Origin of the sequence: Caballeronia temeraria (assembly GCF_001544795.2) — a bacterium.
Classification (GTDB): domain Bacteria; phylum Pseudomonadota; class Gammaproteobacteria; order Burkholderiales; family Burkholderiaceae; genus Caballeronia; species Caballeronia temeraria.
In genome coordinates, this window is the sequence record NZ_FCOI02000019.1 from 1 (window position 1) to 21,790 (window position 21,790).

General features: G+C 64.1%; 23 protein-coding genes. 17 read left to right on the forward strand and 6 right to left on the reverse strand.

Translation table 11 applies throughout. The features are described from left to right. Positions 1-187 precede the first annotated feature (187 nt). The 12 genes from urtE (at position 188) to ureG (ending at position 9,139) form a co-directional block, all read left to right on the forward strand. Positions 188-880, forward strand: coding sequence for an urea ABC transporter ATP-binding subunit UrtE (gene urtE / locus AWB76_RS24370; protein ID WP_061162707.1), 693 nt, complete (start codon positions 188-190; stop codon positions 878-880). 29 nt (positions 881-909) lie between these two features. Next, positions 910-1,770, forward strand: a complete 861-nt coding sequence (locus AWB76_RS24375; RefSeq protein ID WP_061162708.1) for an urease accessory protein UreD — start codon at positions 910-912, stop codon at positions 1,768-1,770. 172 nt (positions 1,771-1,942) lie between these two features. Further along, on the forward strand, positions 1,943-2,740 hold the full coding sequence (locus tag AWB76_RS24380; protein ID WP_061162709.1) for a transporter substrate-binding domain-containing protein: 798 nt from the start codon (positions 1,943-1,945) through the stop codon (positions 2,738-2,740). An 18-nt stretch (positions 2,741-2,758) separates the two neighbouring features. After that, on the forward strand, positions 2,759-3,436 hold the full coding sequence (locus AWB76_RS24385) for an amino acid ABC transporter permease (RefSeq protein ID WP_061162710.1): 678 nt from the start codon (positions 2,759-2,761) through the stop codon (positions 3,434-3,436). Continuing rightward, positions 3,433-4,083, forward strand: coding sequence for an amino acid ABC transporter permease (locus AWB76_RS24390; protein ID WP_061162711.1), 651 nt, complete (start codon positions 3,433-3,435; stop codon positions 4,081-4,083). The genes AWB76_RS24385 and AWB76_RS24390 overlap by 4 nt, the downstream gene beginning before the upstream one ends. Then, a complete protein-coding gene (locus AWB76_RS24395) occupies positions 4,070-4,789 on the forward strand; it encodes an amino acid ABC transporter ATP-binding protein (protein ID WP_061162712.1) in 720 nt (239 codons plus the stop codon). The genes AWB76_RS24390 and AWB76_RS24395 overlap by 14 nt, the downstream gene beginning before the upstream one ends. Before the next feature lie 89 nt (positions 4,790-4,878). Beyond that, the gene (locus AWB76_RS24400; protein ID WP_008342482.1) at positions 4,879-5,181 is read left to right on the forward strand and encodes an urease subunit gamma; all 303 of its coding nucleotides are present in this window, start codon (positions 4,879-4,881) and stop codon (positions 5,179-5,181) included. A 4-nt stretch (positions 5,182-5,185) separates the two neighbouring features. Further along, positions 5,186-5,491 carry an urease subunit beta gene (locus tag AWB76_RS24405; protein WP_008342484.1) on the forward strand — a complete coding sequence of 102 codons (306 nt, stop codon included), beginning with the start codon at positions 5,186-5,188 and terminating at the stop codon, positions 5,489-5,491. A 12-nt stretch (positions 5,492-5,503) separates the two neighbouring features. Further along, complete coding sequence (ureC, locus tag AWB76_RS24410; RefSeq protein WP_061162713.1) at positions 5,504-7,210, forward strand: urease subunit alpha; 1,707 nt, start codon at positions 5,504-5,506, stop codon at positions 7,208-7,210. Positions 7,211-7,216: 6 nt separating this feature from the next. Next, positions 7,217-7,810 carry an urease accessory protein UreE gene (ureE, locus tag AWB76_RS24415; RefSeq protein WP_061162714.1) on the forward strand — a complete coding sequence of 198 codons (594 nt, stop codon included), beginning with the start codon at positions 7,217-7,219 and terminating at the stop codon, positions 7,808-7,810. After that, complete coding sequence (locus AWB76_RS24420) at positions 7,797-8,477, forward strand: urease accessory protein UreF (protein ID WP_061162835.1); 681 nt, start codon at positions 7,797-7,799, stop codon at positions 8,475-8,477. Before ureE ends, AWB76_RS24420 begins: the two co-directional genes overlap by 14 nt. An 11-nt stretch (positions 8,478-8,488) precedes the next feature. After that, on the forward strand, positions 8,489-9,139 hold the full coding sequence (gene ureG / locus AWB76_RS24425; RefSeq protein WP_061162715.1) for an urease accessory protein UreG: 651 nt from the start codon (positions 8,489-8,491) through the stop codon (positions 9,137-9,139). An 18-nt stretch (positions 9,140-9,157) separates the two neighbouring features. Here ureG and AWB76_RS24430 read toward each other — a convergent pair whose 3' ends face one another. The 5 genes from AWB76_RS24430 to AWB76_RS24450 form a co-directional block, all read right to left on the reverse strand. Continuing rightward, positions 9,158-9,964: an FkbM family methyltransferase gene (locus AWB76_RS24430; RefSeq protein WP_061162716.1), complete on the reverse strand. Its 807-nt coding sequence runs from the start codon at positions 9,962-9,964 to the stop codon at positions 9,158-9,160. A 159-nt stretch (positions 9,965-10,123) separates the two neighbouring features. Continuing rightward, positions 10,124-11,446, reverse strand: a complete 1,323-nt coding sequence (gene waaA / locus AWB76_RS24435; protein ID WP_061162836.1) for a lipid IV(A) 3-deoxy-D-manno-octulosonic acid transferase — start codon at positions 11,444-11,446, stop codon at positions 10,124-10,126. A gap of 44 nt (positions 11,447-11,490) precedes the next feature. Then, entirely contained in the window at positions 11,491-12,375 is an 885-nt protein-coding gene (gene kdoO, locus AWB76_RS24440) for a Kdo hydroxylase KdoO (RefSeq protein WP_061162717.1), read from the reverse strand. A gap of 64 nt (positions 12,376-12,439) precedes the next feature. Continuing rightward, positions 12,440-13,435 carry a lipopolysaccharide heptosyltransferase I gene (waaC, locus tag AWB76_RS24445; RefSeq protein WP_061162718.1) on the reverse strand — a complete coding sequence of 332 codons (996 nt, stop codon included), beginning with the start codon at positions 13,433-13,435 and terminating at the stop codon, positions 12,440-12,442. Positions 13,436-13,582: 147 nt separating this feature from the next. Beyond that, complete coding sequence (locus tag AWB76_RS24450; protein ID WP_061162719.1) at positions 13,583-14,983, reverse strand: phosphomannomutase/phosphoglucomutase; 1,401 nt, start codon at positions 14,981-14,983, stop codon at positions 13,583-13,585. A 458-nt stretch (positions 14,984-15,441) separates the two neighbouring features. Between AWB76_RS24450 and AWB76_RS24455 the strand changes: the two genes are divergently transcribed. The 5 genes from AWB76_RS24455 to AWB76_RS24475 all read left to right on the forward strand — a co-directional run bounded on the left by AWB76_RS24455 (position 15,442) and on the right by AWB76_RS24475 (position 20,903). Beyond that, entirely contained in the window at positions 15,442-16,704 is a 1,263-nt protein-coding gene (locus AWB76_RS24455; protein WP_061162720.1) for an oligosaccharide flippase family protein, read from the forward strand. Then, positions 16,701-17,507 carry a glycosyltransferase gene (locus AWB76_RS24460; protein ID WP_061162721.1) on the forward strand — a complete coding sequence of 269 codons (807 nt, stop codon included), beginning with the start codon at positions 16,701-16,703 and terminating at the stop codon, positions 17,505-17,507. The genes AWB76_RS24455 and AWB76_RS24460 overlap by 4 nt, the downstream gene beginning before the upstream one ends. A 20-nt stretch (positions 17,508-17,527) precedes the next feature. Continuing rightward, the gene (locus tag AWB76_RS24465; protein ID WP_061162722.1) at positions 17,528-18,667 is read left to right on the forward strand and encodes a glycosyltransferase family 4 protein; all 1,140 of its coding nucleotides are present in this window, start codon (positions 17,528-17,530) and stop codon (positions 18,665-18,667) included. Positions 18,668-18,692: 25 nt separating this feature from the next. Next, on the forward strand, positions 18,693-19,727 hold the full coding sequence (gene galE / locus AWB76_RS24470) for a UDP-glucose 4-epimerase GalE (protein WP_061162837.1): 1,035 nt from the start codon (positions 18,693-18,695) through the stop codon (positions 19,725-19,727). Between the two features lie 66 nt (positions 19,728-19,793). Next, positions 19,794-20,903: an MraY family glycosyltransferase gene (locus AWB76_RS24475; RefSeq protein ID WP_061162723.1), complete on the forward strand. Its 1,110-nt coding sequence runs from the start codon at positions 19,794-19,796 to the stop codon at positions 20,901-20,903. Positions 20,904-20,945: 42 nt separating this feature from the next. Here the strand turns inward: AWB76_RS24475 and AWB76_RS24480 are convergent, their stop codons facing one another. Beyond that, complete coding sequence (locus AWB76_RS24480) at positions 20,946-21,641, reverse strand: dienelactone hydrolase family protein (protein ID WP_061162724.1); 696 nt, start codon at positions 21,639-21,641, stop codon at positions 20,946-20,948. Positions 21,642-21,790 lie beyond the last annotated feature (149 nt).

Here is a 21,790-nt window from a genome sequence, read left to right on the forward strand (position 1 = left end):
TGATTGTGATGAGGGCACTCTTTAGGCGAGTGCCATCGAGGACGAGAGAACTACCCAACGTGCGTGTGACCGCGGGCCTGAAAAGCTGCTTTCTTTGGTTACTTTCTTTGCAGCAGCAAAGAAAGTGACTGCCGCCCCGCACAGGGGCAGTGCTAATAGACCAACACGAATACGGGATCCGGCGAAAATGCTAGAAGTAGAAAACCTGAACCAATACTACGGCGGCAGCCACATCCTCCGCGATGTGAAGATGACCGTCCCCGACGGAAAGCTGACCGTCCTGCTAGGTCGCAACGGCGTAGGCAAAACGACGCTTCTGCGCTGTCTGATGGGCGTCGTGCCAACGAAAAGCGGCACCATCGCCTGGCGTGGCAACAAGCTCTCGTCGATGCCAACCCATGCGCGCGTCGCGCACGGTCTCGCCTACGTGCCACAAGGACGCGACATCTTCGGCCGACTCACCGTCGAAGAAAACCTGCTAGTCGGCGCAGCGAGCCGCAAAGCTCCGTCGAAAATTCCCGACCACATCTACGCCCTCTTCCCAGTCCTGAAAGACATGAAAAACCGCCGCGGCGGCGATCTCTCCGGCGGTCAGCAACAGCAACTCGCAATCGGCCGCGCGCTGATGAGCGAGCCGCAACTGCTCATCCTCGATGAACCGACCGAAGGCATCCAGCCTTCGATCATCCGCGACATCGGCAGGACGCTGCGCCAACTCGTCGACGAAATGGGCATGACGGTGCTGCTCGTCGAGCAGTATTACGACTTCGCGCGCGAGCTCGCGGACCAGTACTGGGTCATGAGCCGCGGCGAAATCGTCGCGGGCGGCGCCGGCTCGGAAATGGACGCGCATGGAGTGCGCGAGCTGATCGCCGTATGATCTAGGCTCCGCTCCGACACGCATCGCTCATGCACCACGAATCGCACGCAACGCTCGCCGATCCAAACATCTGGCGCGGCTCGCTCGAACTCGGCTACGCACATCAGCATGGCCGCACGGTTTGCGTTCATCGCAAGCACGAAGGTCCGCTGCGTCTGCAACGGCCGCTCTACCCCGAAGGCGATATCTGTCATTCGGTGATCGTGCATCCGCCCGGCGGCGTCGCGGGCGGCGATCGTCTGTCCATCGACGTTCGTCTGCAAGAACACACACACGCCGTCATCACGACGCCCGGCGCAACCAAGTGGTACAAGGCCAACGGCAGGCTCGCGACGCAGCGCATCGATATCGGTCTGGCCGCGCACGCAAAGCTCGATTGGCTGCCGCAGAACAACATCGTGTTCGAATCGTCGAACATCGAACTCGAATTCAATCTCACGCTCGATGAAGGCGCGAGCGCGATCGGCTGGGACGCGATGCTGCTCGGCCGCGCCGCCGCCGGCGAGAAGTGGACGCAAGGGTATATCAAGGCCACGTCGCGTATTGCGCATGCCGACGGCACGACGCTCTGGTTCGAGCGCGCGCTCGTCGACGCACGCGATCCGCTGCGCGTTGCCGCACAAGGTCTCGCGGGATTTCCCGCATACGGCACGCTCTGGGCCATCGGCGCCGCCTGCGACGATGCGCTCGCCGAAGCCCTCACCGCGCAACTGCCCTTCGACGATGAACTCCGCGCGGGCGCATCGTGCGTCGCGCCAGGCGTGCTCATCCTGCGCGCGATCGGCCGCTCGATGGAGCCGCTGCAAAACGCACTCACCGCTTGCTGGGCGCATCTGCGTCCAATCGTGCATGGCGTCGATGCGCGGCCGCTTCGGTTGTGGACTACCTAGTCCGCACCATCGAAGCGCATGCGTCTGCACAGACCTTGTGCGCGACGGCATGCGCGAAACCGGCAGACGCAGACAGCATAAGAAAGAAGCATCGATGGCACGACTCTCGCTTTAAGCCTTCGCTCGAGAGCCGCGCATTCCAACGCGGCCGTTCAAGACCGAAGGATCATCGATGTTCACCACGCTCACCTCGTTCTCCCGCGCGCGACGCACCGCGATCGCCGCGCTGCTGCTTTCCCTCGCGCCTCTCGCCGCGCACGCTGACGCACTCGACACCATCGCGAAGAACGGCACACTGCGTGTGGCCGTGCCCGAAGACTATCCGCCGTTCGGCTCGGTCGGCGCGGACATGAAGCCGCAAGGCTACGACGTCGACATGGCCGCGCTGCTGGCCAAGTCGATGAACGTGAAGCTCGAACTCGTGCCCGTCAACAGCGCGAACCGCATTCCGTATCTGACGACCAACAAGGTCGATCTCGTGATCTCATCGCTCGGCAAGACGCCGGAGCGCGAGAAAGTGCTCGATTTCTCGACCGCCTACGCCCCCTACTTCCAGGGTGTGTTCGGTCCCGCCGACATCAAGGTGACGAATCCCGCCGATCTCACCGGCAAAACGGTAGGCGCCACGCGCGGCGCGCTCGAAGAAATCGCGCTCTCGCAGATGGCGCCCAACGCAACCATCAAGCGCTTCGAGGACAACAACGCGACCATCTCCGCGTTTCTCTCGGGACAGGTGCAACTGATCGCGGCGGGCAACATCGTCGCGGCGGCGATCCTGTCGAAGAATCCGCCGCGCCGTCCCGAAGCGAAGTTCATCATCAAGGATTCGCCGTGCTTCGTCGGCATGAACAAGAACGAGCCGCGTCTGATGACCAAGGTCGACGACACCATCGCGCAGGCGAAGAAGGACGGCACGCTCAACACGATGTCGAAGAAGTGGTTCAATCAGCCGCTGCCCGCGAGCCTTTGATCGAGAGCGCGGCATCGTATGGCCTATGAACTCCACTTCGCCGATCTCGCGCAATACGCGGGCATGTTCGCGAGCGGCGCGGCGACGACGCTCGCGCTGACCGCCGTCTCGACGACGCTCGGCGTGTCGGTCGGCGTGCTCGGCGCCGCCGCGCGCAACAGCCGGCACGCGTGGCTCGCGAGAATCGTCGGCGGTTATGTCGAGGCGGTCCGCAACACGCCGTTCATCGTGCAACTGTTCTTCGTGTTCTTCGGACTGCCCGCGCTCGGCATTCACCTGAGCGAATATGTAGCGGCCATTCTCGCGATGACGCTCAATCTCGGCGCGTATTCGATCGAGATCATCCGCGCGGGCATCGCCGCGGTGCCGAAAGGTCATCACGAAGCCGCTGCTTCACTTGCGATGTCGCGTGGCGAGACGTTTCGTCATGTCGTGCTGCCGCAAGCACTCGCTAAAGTATTCCCCGCATTGACGAGTCAGATCGTCATCACGATGCTCGGCTCGGCGGTCGTATCGCAGATCTCGGTCCCCGATCTGACCTACGCCGCGAGCTATATCCAGTCGCGCAACTTCCGCGCGTTCGAGACGTGCTTCTTCATCACGGCCGCGTATCTCGTGATGGCGCTCGTGTTGCGCGCCGCGCTGAACGCAATGGGCAAGCGCTGGCTGATGAACAACCGGAGCGCCGCGCGATGATCGAATTCACCCTCGCGCAGATCTTCGAGAATCTGCTGCTCGCGGCGCGCTGGACCGTCGTGCTGTCGATCGTGTCGTTCGTGCTGGGCGGCATTGTCGGCTTCGTGCTGCTCGTGATGCGCGTGTCGAAGTCGCAGGTGCTGCGCGTGCTCGTCAAAGGCTATATCCAGGTCTTTCAGGGCACGCCGCTTCTGATGCAACTGTTCCTCGTGTTCTTCGGCTTGCCGCTCGTCGGCATCGATGTATCGCCGTGGCTCGCGGCGAGCGTCGGCCTCACGCTCTTCACGAGCGCCTATCTCGCGGAAATCTGGCGCGGCGCGGTCGAAGCGGTGCCGAAGGGACAGTGGGAAGCATCGTCGTCGCTGGCGATGAATTACATCGAACAACTGCGTCACGTGATCCTGCCGCAAGCGACGCGCATCGCAGTCGGGCCGACGGTCGGCTTCGCGGTGCAGGCGGTGAAGGACACGGCGCTCGTGTCGATCATCGGCTTCACCGAACTCACGAAGGCCGGCACGATGATTTCGAACGCCACGTTCCGGCCGTTTCTCGTGTACGGGCTCGTCGCCGTCATCTACTTCTTGCTTTGCTATCCGCTGACGCGCTATGCGCGCACGCTCGAAAGGAAATGGAATGCCGCTCGTTGAAACCCGCAATCTTCAGAAGCAGTTCGGCGCGATTCAGGTGCTGAAGGGTATCGACTTCGCCGTCGAGCGGGGACAGGTCGTGTCGATCATCGGGCGCAGCGGCTCGGGCAAGAGCACGTTGCTGCGCACCTTGAACGGGCTGGAAAGCATCGACGAAGGCTCGATCGAAATCGACGGCGAGCATATCGATGCCCGTCATGCCGACCTGCGCGCGCTGCGTCTCAAAGTCGGCATGGTGTTCCAGCAGTACAACCTCTTTCCGCATCTCACTGCCGGCGAAAACGTGATGCTCGCGCAGACCGTCGTCAAGAAGATCCATAAGGCGAAGGCGCGCGCGAGTGCGCATACGGTGCTCGAACGCGTCGGCCTCGGCGACAAGTTCGATGCCTATCCCGATCAGCTTTCCGGCGGCCAGCAGCAGCGCGTCGCGATCGCGCGCGCACTCGCGATGAAGCCCAGCGTCCTGCTCTGCGACGAGATCACGTCGGCGCTCGATCCCGAACTCGTCGGCGAAGTGCTCGCGGTCGTCGAAGACCTCGCGCGCGACGGCATGACGCTCATCATGGTCACGCACGAAATGCGCTTCGCACGCAAGGTGAGCGACAAGGTCGTGTTCATGCATCAGGGGCGCGTGTGGGAATCGGGCGCGCCGGACGAGATTTTCGAGCGGCCTTCGACCGTGGAATTGCAGCGCTTCATCCAGTGAGCCGCAAGCTTCCCGAAAGTCCCGTAAAACAAGGCATTCCGGTGCTAGCATTGCAAAGCCCGAAACACTTTTCTCCATAAAAGAAGCCCATGAAACTCACGCCCAGAGAAAAGGACAAGCTGCTGATCTTCACCGCGGCCCTGCTCGCCGAGCGTCGCCGCGCGCGCGGCCTGAAGCTCAATCATCCGGAAGCGGTCGCGTTCATCTCGGCAGCGTTGATGGAAGCGGCGCGCGACGGCAAGACCGTCGCCGAAGTCATGCACTACGGCACCACGCTGCTCACGCGCGACGACGTGATGGAAGGCGTGCCCGAGATGATTCCCGACATCCAGATCGAAGCGACCTTCCCCGACGGCACGAAGCTCGTCACCGTTCATCATCCAATTCCCTGACACCATGATCCCCGGCGAATATTTCATCGACGACGGCGAGCACGAGCTCAACGCGGGCCGCGAGACGGTCACGGTCGTCGTCGCGAATCATGGCGACCGGCCCGTGCAGGTCGGCTCGCACTTCCACTTCTACGAAGTCAACGCGGCGCTCAAGTTCGAGCGCGAGAAAGCGCGCGGCTTCCGGTTGAACATCGCGGCGGGCACGGCAGTGCGCTTCGAACCCGGTCAGGAACGCACCGTGGAACTCGTCGCGCTGGCGGGCGACCGCCACGTGTACGGCTTCAACGCGCTCGTCATGGGCCCGCTCTAAAAAAGGACAGATATGACGCTACGCATCGGCCGCCGCGCTTATGCGGAAATGTTCGGCCCGACCACCGGCGACCGCGTGCGCCTCGCCGACACCGATCTCATCATCGAAGTCGAGCGCGACTTCACGACCTACGGCGAAGAAGTGAAGTTCGGCGGCGGCAAGGTGATTCGCGACGGCATGGGCCAGTCGCAACGCCCCGCCGCCGACGTGGTCGATACCGTCGTGACCAATGCGCTGATCCTCGATCACTGGGGCATCGTGAAGGCCGATATCGGCATCAAGGGCGGACGCATCTTCGCAATCGGCAAGGCGGGCAATCCGGACATTCAGCCGAACGTGAACATCGCGATCGGCGCGGCGACGGAAGTGATCGCGGGCGAAGGCATGATCGTGACCGCGGGCGGTGTCGATACGCACATCCACTTCATCAGCCCGCAACAGATCGACGAAGCGCTCGCGAGCGGCGTCACGACGATGCTCGGCGGCGGCACCGGCCCCGCCACCGGCACCAACGCGACAACCTGCACGCCCGGCCCGTGGCACATGGAGCGCATGTTGCAAGCCGCCGATGGCTGGCCGGTCAATCTCGGCTTTCTCGGCAAGGGCAACGCGAGCCTGCCCGAGCCGCTGATCGAACAGGTGAAGGCGGGCGCGATCGGCCTGAAGCTGCACGAGGACTGGGGCACGACGCCCGCCGCAATCGACAATTGCCTCTCGGTCGCCGACGACACCGACACGCAAGTCGCCATCCACACGGACACGCTGAACGAAGCGGGTTTCGTCGAGACGACCATCGCCGCGTTCAAGGGCCGCACGATCCACACGTATCACACGGAGGGCGCGGGCGGTGGCCATGCGCCGGACATCATCAAGGTGGCGGGCGAATCGAACGTGCTGCCCTCTTCCACGAATCCCACGCGCCCCTACACCGTCAACACGCTCGACGAACATCTCGACATGCTGATGGTGTGCCATCACCTGGACCCGTCAATCGCGGAAGATATCGCGTTCGCGGAATCGCGCATTCGCCGCGAGACCATCGCGGCGGAGGACATCTTGCACGATCTCGGCGCGCTGTCGATGCTCTCTTCCGATTCGCAGGCGATGGGCCGTGTCGGCGAAGTCATCATCCGCACGTGGCAGACCGCGCACAAGATGAAGGTGCAACGCGGCGCATTGCCGGAAGACAACGCGCGCAACGACAACTTCCGCGCGAAGCGCTACGTGGCGAAGTACACGATCAATCCGGCGATCACGCATGGCATCGCGCATGAAGTCGGTTCCATCGAGCCGGGCAAGTGGGCCGATCTCGTGTTCTGGGAACCGGCGTTCTTCGGCGTGAAGCCCGCGATGATCGTGAAAGGCGGCATGATCGCGGCCGCGCAGATGGGCGATCCGAACGCATCGATTCCGACGCCGCAGCCGGTGCACTATCGCGAGATGTTCGCGACGCGCGGCGGCGCGCTCGGCAAGACGTCGCTGACGTTCGTCTCGCAGATGGCGATGGAAGCGCGCATCGCAGATCGTTATGGTTTGCAGAAACAGATCGTCGCGGTGAAGAACTGCCGCAATGTGACGAAGGCCGACATGATTCACAATGCATGGCAGCCGTCCATCAGCGTCGATCCGCAGACCTATCAGGTGATCGCCGATGGCCAATTGCTTACCTGCGATCCCGCCACCGTTCTGCCGATGGCGCAGCGCTATTTCCTGTTCTGAGCCGCCATGCGTACCATCGACAAACGTCTGACCGCCAAGCTCGCGCCCGTGCTCGTCAAGCGCGCGCCCACCCTGACTCTTCCCTTCGATGCGCGCTGCAAGAGCCGGCTCGCCGCCACGCTCGACAACGGCGAGGAAGTCGCTCTCGTGATGCCGCGCGGCACCGTGCTCGCGGACGGCGACATGCTCGTCGCGGATGACGGCGGCTTCGTGCGCGTCGTCGCGGCGGCGGAGGATGTGCTCATCGTGCGCGCGCCGAGCGTGCGTCTTCTCACGCGCGCCGCGTATCACCTCGGCAACCGGCATACGCCTGTCGAAATCGGCGCGGACTATCTGAAGCTCGAAGCCGATCCGGTGCTCGAAGACATGTTGAAGCGCCTGGGCGTGCTCGTCGCGCATGAAGCGCAGCCGTTCCAGCCCGAAACGGGCGCGTACGGCGGCGGCCACAAGCATGGTCACGACGAGACATTCAACGAAGACTACGCGCTCGCGCAAAAAGTCTTCGACGAGCATCACGGGCATGACCACGATCATTCGTCGTGCGGGCACGATCACAGTCACGACCACGGTCATCATCATCATGGCCATGCGCATCGCTGAACTGACGGCGCTGCTGCATCTCGCGTCGCCGGCCTTGCCGATCGGCGCATTCAGCTATTCGCAGGGACTCGAAGCGGCCATCGAACACGGCCTGATTCACGACGGCGACAGCGCGGGCGACTGGATCGCGAGCGGCCTCGCGAACGTGCTCGCACGCGGCGAATTGCCGATGCTCGCGCATCAGATCGAATACTGGCGTTCGCACAACGCATCCGCGTTGAAGGCCGCGAACGATGAATACATCGCGAGCCGCGAGTCGGCGGAACTGAAACGCGAAACGGAGCAGATGGGCTGGTCGCTCGCGCAGTTGTGCGCATCGCTCGAATGGGGCGACGCAGCACGCCGCGCGACGCTCGCCGCGATCAAACCGATCGCGCAGCCGACCGCCTTCGCCTTCGCCGCGTTCGCGCACGATGCCGCGCCGGAAGCCGCGCTCGCGGCCTATGCCTTCAGCTGGGTCGAGAATCAGGCGGCCGCCGCGCTCAAGGCCGTGCCGCTCGGCCAGCTTGCGGGGCAGCGCATCATCGTGGCGTTGCGCAAGCCGATCGACGATGCCGTGCGCCGCGCGCTCGCCACATCGCCCGATGAGATCAACACCTTTGCACCGCAGCTCGGCATTTTGTCCGCGCGGCACGAATCGCAATATTCGCGGCTTTTCCGCTCCTGAACCGACACATCATGAACGCTCCCGCTTACTCTTCCGCCGCTCGCCGAACCAAGAAACTGCCGCCGTTGCGCGTCGGCGTCGGCGGGCCGGTCGGCTCCGGCAAGACCACGCTGCTCGAAATGCTCTGCAAGGCGATGCGCGAGAAATACGATCTCGTCGCCATCACCAACGATATCTACACGAAGGAAGATCAGCGCCTTCTGACCGTCGCGGGCGCGTTGCCGGCCGAACGCATCATGGGCGTGGAAACGGGCGGCTGCCCGCATACGGCCATTCGCGAGGATGCGTCGATCAATCTCGAAGCCGTCGATCGCATGGTCTCGAAGTTTCCGGATGCGGATATCGTCTTCATCGAATCCGGCGGCGACAATCTCGCGGCGACGTTCAGCCCGGAACTCTCCGATCTGACCATCTACGTGATCGATGTCGCCGGCGGCGAGAAGATTCCGCGCAAGGGCGGGCCGGGCATCACGAAGTCGGATCTGCTCGTCATCAACAAGACCGACCTCGCGCCTCACGTCGGCGCGAATCTCGACATCATGGCGAGCGATGCGAAAAAGATGCGCGGCGAGCGTCCCTTCGTGATGTGCAATCTGAAAGCGCTCGACGGACTCGATGACGTGATCCGCTTCATCGAGAAGAAGGGGCTGCTGCTTGCCTGAGATGCGAAGAAGCGCGCGCTAGGTCATCGCGATCGAATTCGATATCGACACCGCGTTCTCGCCGATCTGCACGAAGTCGCGCTTCATCTCGACGTGCCATTGCAGGAAATTGCGGCTGTTCGATTCGCCGGGCAGCATCCAGTCGTGCAGCTCGATCATGATGATCGGGAACATGTTCAACGCGTCGCAATGGCGCGAGAACAGGTCCGACTCCGCGCCTTCGATATCGATCTTGAGGATGAACGGCGTCACGCCCGACGCCGGCATCACGTCTTCGAGCGTGAGGGCGTCGACGGCATAACCTTTGTCGACGGGCTGCTCGGACGTGCGGAATGCCCACTCGCCGCCGCCCGGATCGTTGAGATAGAGCGTGCCGCGCCTGGCCGCGATCGCGGCGTTCAGCGGCGTGATCAACGGAAACGCCTGCGCGTTCTTCTCGAGCAGCGCGAAATTCGCGACATCCGGCTCGATGGCGACGATCTTCGCCTTCGGATACGTGAGCGCGTACCACACGGCGGCAGCGCCGATATTGGCGCCGGCATCGACGATCAGCGGCGTCTCGCAGGCTTCATAGAACGCCGCGATTTCCTTCGCGCGCATCAGATGGTCGGTGGCGTATTCGCGCAGAAAGAAGATCTGCCTGCAGACCGAGCGGTCCGCCGGGCATGGCCGGTATTCGAAACGTCTGTGGCCCGGCAGAACGAGGCCATGCGCGCCGTATCGGACGGTGCCCCAGGCGTCGGCCGGTGCGGGAGATGGCCGCAGCAGGCGCAGCAGTCCCGGCGGCATCATGTCTTTCACGACGGACTTGATGAGATCTTGCATGCGCGTCCTCTAAAAGAGTGGCAAGCACGTTCGCAGGCATCGGGCCCCTTGCTGTCCGTTCGAAGGGACCGGACGGAGGTTCAGTATCCCCCGATCTATTTTGTCGTACAACCCTCTTTTGGTCAGACGATTGAAGCTGGAAACGTCAGTTGCGCGCACTTACTTCGCCGTGCCGCTTTCCTCGTCGAGCAAGGCGCTCAACACGCTCACCGTCCGCTCCGTCGCGCCGCGATGCCGTGCCGCGAAGGCCGAAGCCGCCGCGCTCATCGAGAGACGTCTCGCTTTGTCATTGAAGATTTCACGCAGCCCGCGCGCCAGTTCCTGCGGGTCCTGCACGCGCAGTGCGGCGCCTGCCGCGATCGCGTCGTTGGTGGCCTGCGTGAAGTTGAACGTATGCGGCCCGATCAGCACCGGCACGCCCGCCGCGCACGCTTCGATCAGATTCTGCCCGCCGAGCGGCAACAGACTTCCGCCGATGAACGCCAGATCCGCCGCCGCGTAATACGCGCCGAGCTCGCCCATCGAATCGCCGAGCAAGACCTGCACGTTCGCGGGCAACGGCTCCGGCACATCCGCGCCCGATCCCGCCGCGGCCGGCTTCGGCGCCCAAACCGAGCGGCGCGCGCTCGTCAGCCCGAGACTCGCGATCAGCGCCGATACTTCGTCGAAACGCTGCGGATGACGCGGCACGAGGATCAGCAGCGCACCGGGCACATCGAGCGCGGCGAACGCGCGCAACACGAGCGTCTCCTCGCCCTCGCGCGTGCTCGCCGCGACCCACACGGGCCGATCGCCGATCGCCGCGCGCCACGCCTGACCGCGCGCGACCAGTTCGGGCGGCGCGGTCATGTCGAACTTCAGGTTGCCGAGCACCGCGACATTGCGCGCGCCGAGCGCGGTGAGCCGCTCCGCGTCGGACGGCGTCTGCGCGAGCACGCGCGAAAAGCCGCCGAACACCTCGCGCGCCGCCCGTCCGAACTTCGCCGCGCGCCGGTACGAACGCTCCGACATGCGCGCGTTGGTCAGCACGAGCGGGACGTCGGCGCGCCTGCATTCGTCGATGAGCGTCGGCCAGACCTCCGTCTCCATCACGATGCCGAGCGACGGCCGCCACGCGCGCAGAAAGCGCCGCACGAGAACGGGCAGATCGTAGGGAAGATAGCCGCGCAGCACGCGGTCGCCGAACAGTTCGACGCCGGTCGCGCGGCCGCTCGGCGTCATGTGCGTGAGCAGCACGCGCGCTTCGGGATGCGCTTTCAGCAATGCGTCGATGAGCGGTTGCGCCGCGCGCGTCTCGCCGACGGACACCGCGTGCACCCAGATGAGCGGCGCGAGATCGTCGGCGCGGCGCGGCGCGATGTGTCCGAAGCGCTCGCCGATATGTTCGCGATAACCGCGCTCCTTGCGCGAGCGGATATAGAGCCGCAGTACCGCGAGCGGCGCGACGATCCACCAGAGCGCGCGATAGACGAGCCTCAGCACCGAAGCCGATGCGCCGGGCGTGGCGACGGAAGACGCGGCGCCGCTCAAACGAGCGCCTTGCCCTTCAGGCGCTCGAGAATGCCGAGCGGCGCGCAGTCGGGACGCGCCATCGCCTTGACGGGCAAAAAGAAGGTCTGCTCCATCATGAACTGGCCGGACATCACCGCGTGCGAGGTGTGATCGGAGAAGCAGACCCACACCGAGCCGGGCGGGAACGGCATCGTTTCCTGCGGCGCGTCCTTCTGATAGTCGAGATCGGCCTTCATCGCATCATGCAGATGCAGCATCAGATGGTCGTACTCGCTGCGCGGCGATTTCGTGATGTGCAGCAGATTCATGAGCCACGCCGAGCCGGGCGCCTGCGCCTTGATGCCGGGCAAAAAGCGCTTCGCCATGTCCTCGAACGGCTCGCCCACGCGCCACACGCGCGGCGCGCCTTGCGGATTGATGTTCGTGAACACGCGCAGGATGCGCTCGCCGTGCGTCGGCCGCGAAGGGAAGGCATCGACGTGAAGGCGGGCGTCGTCCTTGCGCCACGACGTTTCGCGCGTCTCGACCTGACGCAGCCGCAGACTCGTGGGCGCGACGCGCAGCTTGCCGTCGTATTCGGGAAAGAGCCCGTCGACGAGCGAGCGCGCGTGATCCTGATAGCGCTTGATGAGCGAGCGCACCGCCGACTGCATCACGTTGTCGCCGAGCACGCCGTTCAGGGCGCCGCCGTTGGGCGCGAGGCTGATGTTCTTGCGCTTCGGATCGGCGATGTTCGGATCGAGCAGCGCGAGCTCGCCGCCTTCGATCGGAAAGCGCAGATTGGGGAAATACAGCACCTTGCCGTTTTCGACGCCGGCGAGCAGCGTCTCGCGCGGCACGGACAAGTTGCCGCCTTGCCAGTCGCCCGAAGCGACTTCGATGATTTGAGATTCCGTCATGTGTCTACGACCTTGAGTTGCCCGGGCACGGCGCAGCGCGCGATGAAAACGGACCAGCAGCAGGCTACAGCAGGCCGAAGCCCGCGAGCGCGGTCTTGACTTCGGAAAGCGTCGGATGCCGGCTTGCGTCGCCGAGATTGACGACCTGCGGCGACCAGTACCCGCCGGTGCGCCATGCGGTCGAGAAATTGTACAACTCGACGGTCGGACGCTTCAGCGCCGCGGCAATATGAACCAAACCCGTGTCCACGCCGACGGTCGCCGCGGCGCCTTCGATCAGCCCGACGACTGCGGGCAGCGACATTTTCGGCGGCACGATCGCGGCCGCGCCGAATTCCTTCGCGAGCTTTTCGCTCGTCGCGCGTTCGGCCTCGCTGCCCCACGGCAGCACGATCGACGCGCCGCGCGTCACGAGCATCTGACCGAGTTCGATCCACGCGGCTTCGGGCCACTGCTTGTCGGCGCGCGAGGTGGCGTGCACGAACACGACATACGGCACCGGCAGGTTCAGCCCGAGCGCGGAGACGGCGAGCGTCGCACGGCGTGTGTCGATGCCGAAGTCGATGTCGTCGGTCATCTGCGGCTTCGGCAGATCGAGCGCCGCCGCCACGAGTTGCCGCGTGCGCTCGACGACGTGCGTGCGCGGTTCGATCGGCACGCGCCGGTCGTAGAAGAAGCGCACCGGCCATTCGTAGCCGGCGCCGTCGGTGCGATTGCCGAGGCCGACGAGCGGCCCGCGCGCCCAGCTTGCCACCCAGGCGGTCTTGATGAGCCCTTGGCAGTCGATCACGAGATCGTATTTTTCGGCGGCGAGCTCGCGCTTGAACTTGCCGATCTCGCGCCAGTTCGCGGGCGATGCGAACGCCTTGCGCCAGCGTCTGAGCGAGAACGGGATCGCGCGGCGCACGCCGTGAACCAGTTCGACGAGACTCGCGAAACTTTCCTCGACGAGCCAGTCGATCTGCGCATCGGGATAACGGCGGCGGATGTCGGCGATGGCCGGCATGTTGTGGACGACGTCGCCGAGCGACGACACGCGGACAATCAGGATCTTTTGCACGCTGGGATGGGAAGGCGCGGACGGCGCGGCGCGGTGAGCAGGGAAACGGGGATTTTAGCGCGGCTTGCGCGTCGGATAAGCAAAAAAGCGGCGCGATCGGAACGATCGCACCGCTTTTCATCGGGCATCGTGCGACGCCCGAGAGACTCAGAACGGCAACTGCGCGTCCGGCTTCTCCGCCAGAATCACCCGGCGGAAATCTTCCTGAATGCGCTTCAGCGCCGCGTCGTTGTCCGCTTCGAAACGCATCACGACGACCGGCGTCGTGTTCGACGAGCGCGCGAGGCCGAATCCATCCGGATATTCCACACGCAAACCGTCGATGGTCAGCACGTCGTCCGCGCCGGTGAACTTCGCCGATTTCTGCAGACGCGCGATGAGTTCGAAGTTCTCGCCTTCCTGCAGCTTCAGTTGCAGTTCCGGCGTGGAAAGCGAATTCGGCAGATCGTTGAGCAGCTTGCTCGGGTCCGCCACGCGCGAGAGGATTTCGAGCATGCGCGCGCCGGTGTACAAACCGTCGTCGAAACCGTACCAGCGATCCTTGAAGAACACGTGGCCGCTCATTTCGCCCGCGAGCGGCGCGCCGGTTTCGCGCAGCTTCGCCTTCACGAGCGAGTGGCCCGTCTTCCACATGACCGGCTCGCCGCCCTGCTCCCGCACCCACTTCGCGAGATTGCGCGTGCACTTCACGTCATAGATGATCTGGCCGCCCTTGTTGCGCGACAGCACTTCCTGCGCGAACAGCATCAACTGGCGATCCGGATAGATCACCTGACCATCTTTCGTGACGACGCCGAGACGGTCGCCGTCGCCATCGAATGCGAAGCCCACTTCGGCGTCCGTTTCCTTGAGCGCCTTGATGACGTCCTGCAGATTCTCCGGATGGGCCGGGTCCGGGTGATGGTTCGGGAAGTTGCCGTCGATCTCCGTGAACAGTTCGACGAGTTCGCAGCCGAGCGCCTTGAACAGACGCGGCGCGAGACCGCCCGCGACGCCGTTGCCCGTATCGATGACGATCTTCATTCCGCGCACCGGCTTCACGTCCGACACGATGCGGTCGAGATACATCTGCGACACGTCGAATTCCGTGTACGTGCCTTCGCCCGTGGTGAAGTCGCCGTCGACGATACGCTTGTACAAGCCCTGAATCTGCTCGCCGTAGATCGCCGCGCCGCGCAGCACCATCTTGAAGCCGTTGTAGTCGGGCGGATTGTGGCTGCCCGTCACGACGATGCACGAATCCACGCGACGCTCGCCCGAGGGCAAGGGCAGCGGCACGCTCGCCGCGAAGTAGCCGACCGGCGTCGGCACCATGCCGATATCGACGACATCGACGCCCGCCGCGCGCAGGCCATCCGCGAGCGCGCCGACGAGTTCCGGACCGGACAGGCGGCCATCGCGCGCGACGACGACGGAATCGCCGCCCTGCTTTTTGATCTCGCTGCCGAACGACTGGCCGATGCTCCTGGCGACGTCCTTGTCGACCGTCTTGCCGACGATCCCGCGAATGTCGTAGGCCTTGAAGATGGATTGGGAAACTTGGCTCATGAGATGGCTACCTCTTCTCTATTAATTGATGGTTTCTCGGCGATGCAGCCATGAGGGCATGCAGGTCGTGACGGTTGGCGCGGCACAGCAATGTGCAGAGCGCGCGAACGACTGCCAGATGACGTATCGAATTCTGCCTATGCGTCTGTTAAATCAATACGAAAGAAACATTTGGAAGCAAAAGGATGCAAAACCGGAGCAGCAGCGGGCGGGCCGCGGATCGCACTTATAATCGCTGTCTTTCGGCGCTCTCGTGGTTGCGCGCTCGCGGGGAAAAACCCCGGTTCGAGCCTGCGCGTTCATTCTAATCCAATGCTCAAACGCTCTTTCGCCTCGATGCCTTCGAATGAGGCGCGTCTGCGTGCAAACACACAAAACTTGACTCTTCGCTCGCTTGCGCGGGGTCGTCAGGCTCGGGTAGCACGCGCCGTGCCTGCCTGCGAGCAAGGTCTGCCCGCATGAAGGCGCTGACGCGCTCCGGCAATCCGGACGTCGCCCGCGCGCTCGCCAACATCGTCTGGCTCGGGCTGGAGCGGCTCACGCAGATCGCGGTCGCCATCGTCATTTCGGGTTTGCTCGCGCGCTATCTCGGTCCGGACGACTTCGGCAAATGGCAGTACGCGAACACGCTGCTGCTCGTGATCGCGCCGATCACCTGGGTCTGCGGCGCGGAGATTCTCGTGCCGACCATCGTTCATCGAACGAGCGCGGAAACCGGCGCAGTGCTCGGCAGCGCGTTCGTGCTGCGCATGGGTGTCTCGATCGTCGCGCTCTGCGTCACGTGGATCTGGATCGCGGCGGGCGGCACCGATCCGATGGTCGGACTGATGCTCGCCGGCCTCGCCGTCACGATGCTCTTTCGCGAGCCGTTCATCGGCGTGGTCAATTCGTGGCTGCAAAGCCTCACGTATAGCAAGCCGCAGCTCATCGCGAGCATGGCGGCGGCCATCGTCAAGGCGGCGCTCGTCTTCGCGCTCGTGCGCATCGCGGCGGCGCCGCCGCGCTTCGGCTGGCTCTGGGCGCTCGAAGCCGCGGCGATCAGCGCCGCGCTCGTCGCGTATTACATGCGGCGTCACGGCGGCAAGCTCGGCTGGCGCTTCGACCGCGCACTGTTCAGACATTTCGCGAGCGCGGGCACGGTGTTCTGGCTCGGGCTCATCTGCATGTACCTGTTCCTGAAGCTCGACCGGCTGATGCTCGCGCATCGCGTGTCGTTCGCGGAACTCGGGCTCTACTCCGCCGCGCAGCAACTGAACGAAAACTGGATCGCGCTTGCGTTGATGCTCGCGCAGACTATCGCGCCGGCGTTCGTGTATCGCGTGCAGGACATCGCGCGGTTGAAGCGCAATCTCGTGCGTCTTCTCGCGATGACCGCCGTGCTGATGATCGCAGGCGCCGCCGTCCTCGATGCGCTCGCGGGCTTCATCATCGCGCGCGTGTTCGGTCCGAACTATGCGGGCGCGGCGGACATATTCCGCTGGGCCGTGTGGCTTTCCGTGCCGGCGGGCATCGAGGCGATCGGCAATCTCGTCGTGCTGAAATATCAGGCGAAGTACGTGCTGCTGTCGAAATGGCTCTTCGCGCTCGCGGTCGCGTGCGTGGTGAACTGGATCGCGATACCGCGCATCGAAGGCTATGGCGCGCTGATCGGGCTCGCGGCGGGTTATGTCGCGGCGGCATCGGTGAACTTCTACTACATCCGCTTCCGGCTGCGCGCATGAACGAACTCCACGATGTCGCCGTGCTCATGCCCGCGTTCAACGGCCAGGCCGATGTCGAACGCACGCTCGCGTCGTTTCGCGAAACGTCGACGGTGGACGTGCTGATCGTTGACGATGGCAGCACGCCGCCGATCGCCGCGCCCGTCATCGACGGCATGAGCATCGAGATTCTGCGCATGCCGCAGAACGGCGGCATCGAGCGCGCGCTCGAAGCGGGCATCGCGGCGCTTCACGCGCGCGGCGTGCGCTACGCGGCGCGCATCGACGCCGGCGATCTCGCGACGCCCGCGCGGCTCGCGAAGCAGCGCGCGTATATGGAGGCGCATCCGCGCGTCGCGGTGCTCGGCATGTGGACGCACGTCGTATCGACCGAAGGCGCGCCGCTCTTCGATCTCACGCCGCCCGGCGAGCCCGCCGCGATCCGCCGCATGATGCTCGCGCGCACGTGCTTCACGCATCCGTCGCTGATGCTGCGTGTCGATGCCGTGATCGATGCGGGCAACTATCGCGCGCAGTATCGCGCCGCCGAAGACCTCGATCTGATCCTGCGTCTCCTGCAACATCACGACGGCGCGAATCTGCCCGAATTCGGCCTCTACTACGAACTCAACGAAAGCGGCATCAGCGCGACGAAGCGGCGCGCGCAGGTCATGTCGACGCTGCGGCTGCAACTGCGCCACTTGCGCGTGACGAATCCGCTCGACTGGGCGGGCGTCGCGAAGAGCATCGCGCATCTCGTTCTGCCGTATCGCGCATTACGTGGATTGAAGGCGCGCGTGCTGAAGCGCGCATCGTCCGCATGACCTTATTCCATGACTTCCGGATGAAGAAAGCAAAGTCGAATCTGCGCATCGCGCTCGTGTGCAACACGGCGTGGGCGATCTACACCTATCGGCAAGGCGTGCTGCGCATGCTGACCGCGAGCGGCGCGCAAGTGACGATCATCGCGCCGCGCGATCGCACCTTCGAGCCGCTCGAGGCAATGGGCTGCCGCTGCGTCGAGTTGCCGGTCGCATCGAAGAGCACCAATCCGCGCGACGATCTCAAGACGCTCGCCGCGCTGTATCGCGAATATCGCGCGACGCGTCCGCATATCGTGTTTCACTACACGATCAAGCCGAACATCTACGGCTCGCTCGCGGCCATGCTCGCGCGCGTGCCGTCGATCGCGGTGACGACGGGCTTAGGCTACGTCTTCATCCAGAAGAGCCGCACGGCGCAGGTCGCGAAGCTGCTGTACCGTTTCGCGTTCCGTTTCCCGCGCGAAGTCTGGTTCCTCAATCGCGACGATCACGAAGCATTCCTGCACGAGAATCTGCTCGCGCATCCGGATCGCGCGCGGCGTCTGCACGGCGAAGGCGTCGATCTCGACGAATTCACGCTTGCCCCGCTGCCCGCGCGCGAGGATTTCGTGTTCATCCTGATCGGACGGCTTCTGTGGGATAAAGGCGTCGCGGAATATGTCGAAGCCGCGCGCAGGATTCGCGCGAAGTTTCCGCACGCGCGTTTCCAATTGCTCGGGCCGGTCGGCGTCGACAATCCGAGCGCGATCAGCCGCACCGACGTGCAGAAGTGGGAAGCGGAGCATATCGTCGAATATCTGGGCGAAGCGAACGACGTGCGGCCGCTCGTCGCCGCGGCGGATTGCGTCGTGCTGCCGTCGTATCGCGAAGGCGTGCCGCGCACGCTGATGGAAGCATCGGCGATGGGCCGTCCCATCGTCGCCACCGATGTGCCCGGCTGCCGCGAAGTCGTCGAGGACGGCGTGAACGGCCTGCTCTGCGAAGTGAAGAGCGCCGACAGCCTGACCGACGCGCTCGAACGCATGCTGACGCTGTCATCGGACGAACGGGCGGTCATGGCGCGGCGCGGCCGCGAAAAGGTCGCGAGCGAATTCGACGAAAGGAATGTCGTCGAACGCTACAAGGGCACAATACATGCCATTACCGGCATTTCACTTTGATTGCATGCAATCGGGAGAGCACAAGATGAATGGCAATCAGCCGACGAAGGGCACGATTCTCGTCACCGGCGGCGCGGGCTTCATCGGTTCGCATACGTGCGTCGAACTGCTCGACGCGGGTTACGGCGTCGTGGTCATCGACAATCTCGTGAACAGCCGCGCCGAATCGCTGAAGCGCGTCGAGCGCATCACAGGCAAGAGCGTCACCTTTTACGACGCCGACGCACGCGACGAAGCCGCGCTCAATCGCATCTTCGACGCGCACGCGATCAGCAGCGCGATCCACTTCGCGGCGCTCAAGGCCGTGGGCGAATCGGTCGCGAAGCCGGTCGAGTACTACGAGAACAACATCGGCAGCCTGCTCGCCGTGCTCAAGGTGATGAAAGCGCGCAACGTGCGCAACTTCGTGTTCAGCTCGTCGGCGACGGTGTACGGCGTGCCGAAGAGCGTGCCGATCGACGAATCGTTTCCGCTTTCCGCGACGAATCCGTACGGCCAGTCGAAGCTCATCGCCGAGCAGATCCTGCGCGATCTCGAAGTGTCCGATCCGTCGTGGCGCATCGCGACGCTGCGTTATTTCAATCCGGTCGGCGCGCATGAAAGCGGGTTGATCGGCGAAGATCCGGCGGGCGTTCCGAACAATCTCATGCCGTATGTGGCGCAGGTGGCCGTCGGCAAGCTGGAGCGCCTGCGCGTGTTCGGCAGCGACTACGATACGCACGACGGCACCGGCGTGCGCGATTACATTCACGTCGTGGATCTGGCGCGCGGGCATATCGCAGCCATCGATGCGCTGAAGAAGCTCGACCGCAGCTTCGTCGTGAATCTCGGCACGGGGCAAGGCTACAGCGTGCTCGATGTCGTGAAGGCGTTCGAAGCGGCGTCGGGCAAGCCCGTGCCGTACGAGCTCGTGCCGCGCCGCCCGGGCGATATCGCCGCCTGCTACGCCGACCCGGCCGCCGCCGCGGAACTGATCGGCTGGCGCGCGGAGCACGGCATCGAACGCATGTGCGTGGATCACTGGCGCTGGCAGTCGCAGAATCCGCAAGGGTTCGCGTAAAGTCTCGCTGCGGCCCGCGCCGTCTTTCCGGCGTGCCGGGCCGCTTCTTCCAACCGGTTCTATTTCATGCTTAGTTTCGCGCTTGCTTTTCTGGTCTCGCTGCTCGTGACCTTGTTGATCGTGCGCTTCGCACACCTGCAGGAAGGCGTGCTCGGCGACACCGATCTCGCCGGCGTGCAGAAGTTTCACGCGCGTCCCGTGCCGCGCATCGGCGGCGTGGGCATCATTTGCGGGCTCACGGCATCGGCGGTGCAGTTGCGCTGGGGCTATCCCGCCGTATCGGGCGGCATTCTCGGCATCGTCGCGTGCGGGTTGCCGGCGTTTTTGTCGGGGCTCATCGAAGACCTGACGAAGCGCGTCTCGCCGCTCGCGCGCCTCATCTGCACGATGGCCGCCGCGGGTCTCGCCTACGCGTTCCTGGATATCGCGGTCACGCGCATCAGCGTGCCGCCGCTCGACTTCCTGCTGTCCTACGCGGTCATATCATGCGGCGTCACCGTGCTCGCCGTCGCGGCGCTCGCGAACGCGGTGAATATCATCGACGGCTTCAACGGCCTCGCGTCGATGGTCAGCTTCATGATGTTCGCCTCGCTCGCCTACGTGGCGTTCCAGGTGCACGATCCGGTCGTGCTGTCCGGCTCGCTCATCATGATGGGCGCGGTGATGGGCTTTTTCATCTGGAACTTCCCCGCCGGCCTGATCTTTCTCGGCGACGGCGGCGCGTACTTCGTCGGCTTCATGCTGGGCGAACTCTCGATCATGCTCGTGATGCGCAACCGCGATGTCTCCGCGTGGTATCCCGTGCTGCTCTTCATGTACCCGATCTTCGAGACGTGCTTCTCGATCTATCGCAAGAAGTTCATTCGCGGCATCTCGCCCGGCATTCCGGACGGCGTGCATCTGCACATGCTCGTCTACAAGCGTCTGATGCGCTGGGCCGTGGGCGTGAAGAACGCGCACGAACTGACGCGGCGCAATTCGCTGACGTCGCCGTATCTGTGGCTGCTGTGTCTCGTCGCCGTGATTCCCGCGACGCTCTTCTGGCGGCACACGCTGCATCTGTTCTGCTTCGTCGTCGTGTTCGCGGCGACTTACGTGTGGCTCTACATGAGCATCGTGCGATTCAAGTCGCCGCGCTGGCTCGTGTTTCGCCGGCCTCATTCGATAAAGAAATGAACCGACGCCGCCCCGATCCGGGCGGCGTTCTTGTTTGCGGCGTTACTTCAGGTGCTTTCTGAAAAACTCCGCCGTGCGGCCGTTGGCGAGTTGCGCGGCGGCTGCATCGTAATGAACGCCCTGATTGCGCGCGAACGCGTGATGACAGCCGGGATACGTGAACGTCTCGACGTTCGACTGCCCTTTCGCGGCCGCGAGGACGCGATTGCGCGCATCGGCGGGAATGAACTCGTCTTCTTCGGCGAGATGCAGCATGAGCGGCACCTTGATCTTCGGCAGTTCGCCGATGTATTGATCTGTGCCGCCGCCGTAGTAAGACACCGATGCATCGACATCCGTGCGCGCCGCCGTCAGAAACGACAGCAGCCCGCCGAGGCAGAATCCGACCGAGCCGATCTTGCCCTGCACCTGCGCAAGGCCGCGCGCAAAGCCGATGGTCGCCGCGATGTCCTCGACGCCCGTGTTCACGTCGAATGCGTTGTAGTACTTCAGCGCCTGCTGCCATTCGGCTTCGGTGCGATCGGTGAGTTCGACGTTCGGTTCGAGCCGCCAGAAAAGATCCGGGCACAGCGCGACATAGCCCTGACGCGCATATTCATCGCACGTTTCGCGCATGTCGGCGTTGATGCCGAAAATCTCCTGAAGCACGACCACGGCGGGCGCGGGCGTTTGCGAGGGATACGCGACATACGCGTCGAAATTGCCGTCGGGCGTGGAGATGCTGAGTGTGTCGGACATGGGAGTCTCCTCAACGATGGGCGAAGCACGGTGATCGCCGCATCATGATATAGAAACCCGTCCGCTCGAGTGGCGCCGCGAAGTGACCGCGCGCGTTGAGCGGGCCGCCGTGGAAGCGGCCCGGCATGGATCAGGGGCGGACCACTCAT

Coding starts and splice junctions, on each gene's coding strand:
- urtE (WP_061162707.1), top strand. CDS start 188: ATGCTAGAAGTAGAAAACCTGAACCAATACTACGGCGGCAGCCACATC.
- AWB76_RS24375 (WP_061162708.1), top strand. CDS start 910: ATGCACCACGAATCGCACGCAACGCTCGCCGATCCAAACATCTGGCGC.
- AWB76_RS24380 (WP_061162709.1), top strand. CDS start 1,943: ATGTTCACCACGCTCACCTCGTTCTCCCGCGCGCGACGCACCGCGATC.
- AWB76_RS24385 (WP_061162710.1), top strand. CDS start 2,759: ATGGCCTATGAACTCCACTTCGCCGATCTCGCGCAATACGCGGGCATG.
- AWB76_RS24390 (WP_061162711.1), top strand. CDS start 3,433: ATGATCGAATTCACCCTCGCGCAGATCTTCGAGAATCTGCTGCTCGCG.
- AWB76_RS24395 (WP_061162712.1), top strand. CDS start 4,070: ATGCCGCTCGTTGAAACCCGCAATCTTCAGAAGCAGTTCGGCGCGATT.
- AWB76_RS24400 (WP_008342482.1), top strand. CDS start 4,879: ATGAAACTCACGCCCAGAGAAAAGGACAAGCTGCTGATCTTCACCGCG.
- AWB76_RS24405 (WP_008342484.1), top strand. CDS start 5,186: ATGATCCCCGGCGAATATTTCATCGACGACGGCGAGCACGAGCTCAAC.
- ureC (WP_061162713.1), top strand. CDS start 5,504: ATGACGCTACGCATCGGCCGCCGCGCTTATGCGGAAATGTTCGGCCCG.
- ureE (WP_061162714.1), top strand. CDS start 7,217: ATGCGTACCATCGACAAACGTCTGACCGCCAAGCTCGCGCCCGTGCTC.
- AWB76_RS24420 (WP_061162835.1), top strand. CDS start 7,797: ATGCGCATCGCTGAACTGACGGCGCTGCTGCATCTCGCGTCGCCGGCC.
- ureG (WP_061162715.1), top strand. CDS start 8,489: ATGAACGCTCCCGCTTACTCTTCCGCCGCTCGCCGAACCAAGAAACTG.
- AWB76_RS24430 (WP_061162716.1), bottom strand. CDS start 9,964: ATGCAAGATCTCATCAAGTCCGTCGTGAAAGACATGATGCCGCCGGGA.
- kdoO (WP_061162717.1), bottom strand. CDS start 12,375: ATGACGGAATCTCAAATCATCGAAGTCGCTTCGGGCGACTGGCAAGGC.
- AWB76_RS24450 (WP_061162719.1), bottom strand. CDS start 14,983: ATGAGCCAAGTTTCCCAATCCATCTTCAAGGCCTACGACATTCGCGGG.
- AWB76_RS24455 (WP_061162720.1), top strand. CDS start 15,442: ATGAAGGCGCTGACGCGCTCCGGCAATCCGGACGTCGCCCGCGCGCTC.
- AWB76_RS24460 (WP_061162721.1), top strand. CDS start 16,701: ATGAACGAACTCCACGATGTCGCCGTGCTCATGCCCGCGTTCAACGGC.
- AWB76_RS24465 (WP_061162722.1), top strand. CDS start 17,528: ATGAAGAAAGCAAAGTCGAATCTGCGCATCGCGCTCGTGTGCAACACG.
- galE (WP_061162837.1), top strand. CDS start 18,693: ATGAATGGCAATCAGCCGACGAAGGGCACGATTCTCGTCACCGGCGGC.
- AWB76_RS24475 (WP_061162723.1), top strand. CDS start 19,794: ATGCTTAGTTTCGCGCTTGCTTTTCTGGTCTCGCTGCTCGTGACCTTG.
- AWB76_RS24480 (WP_061162724.1), bottom strand. CDS start 21,641: ATGTCCGACACACTCAGCATCTCCACGCCCGACGGCAATTTCGACGCG.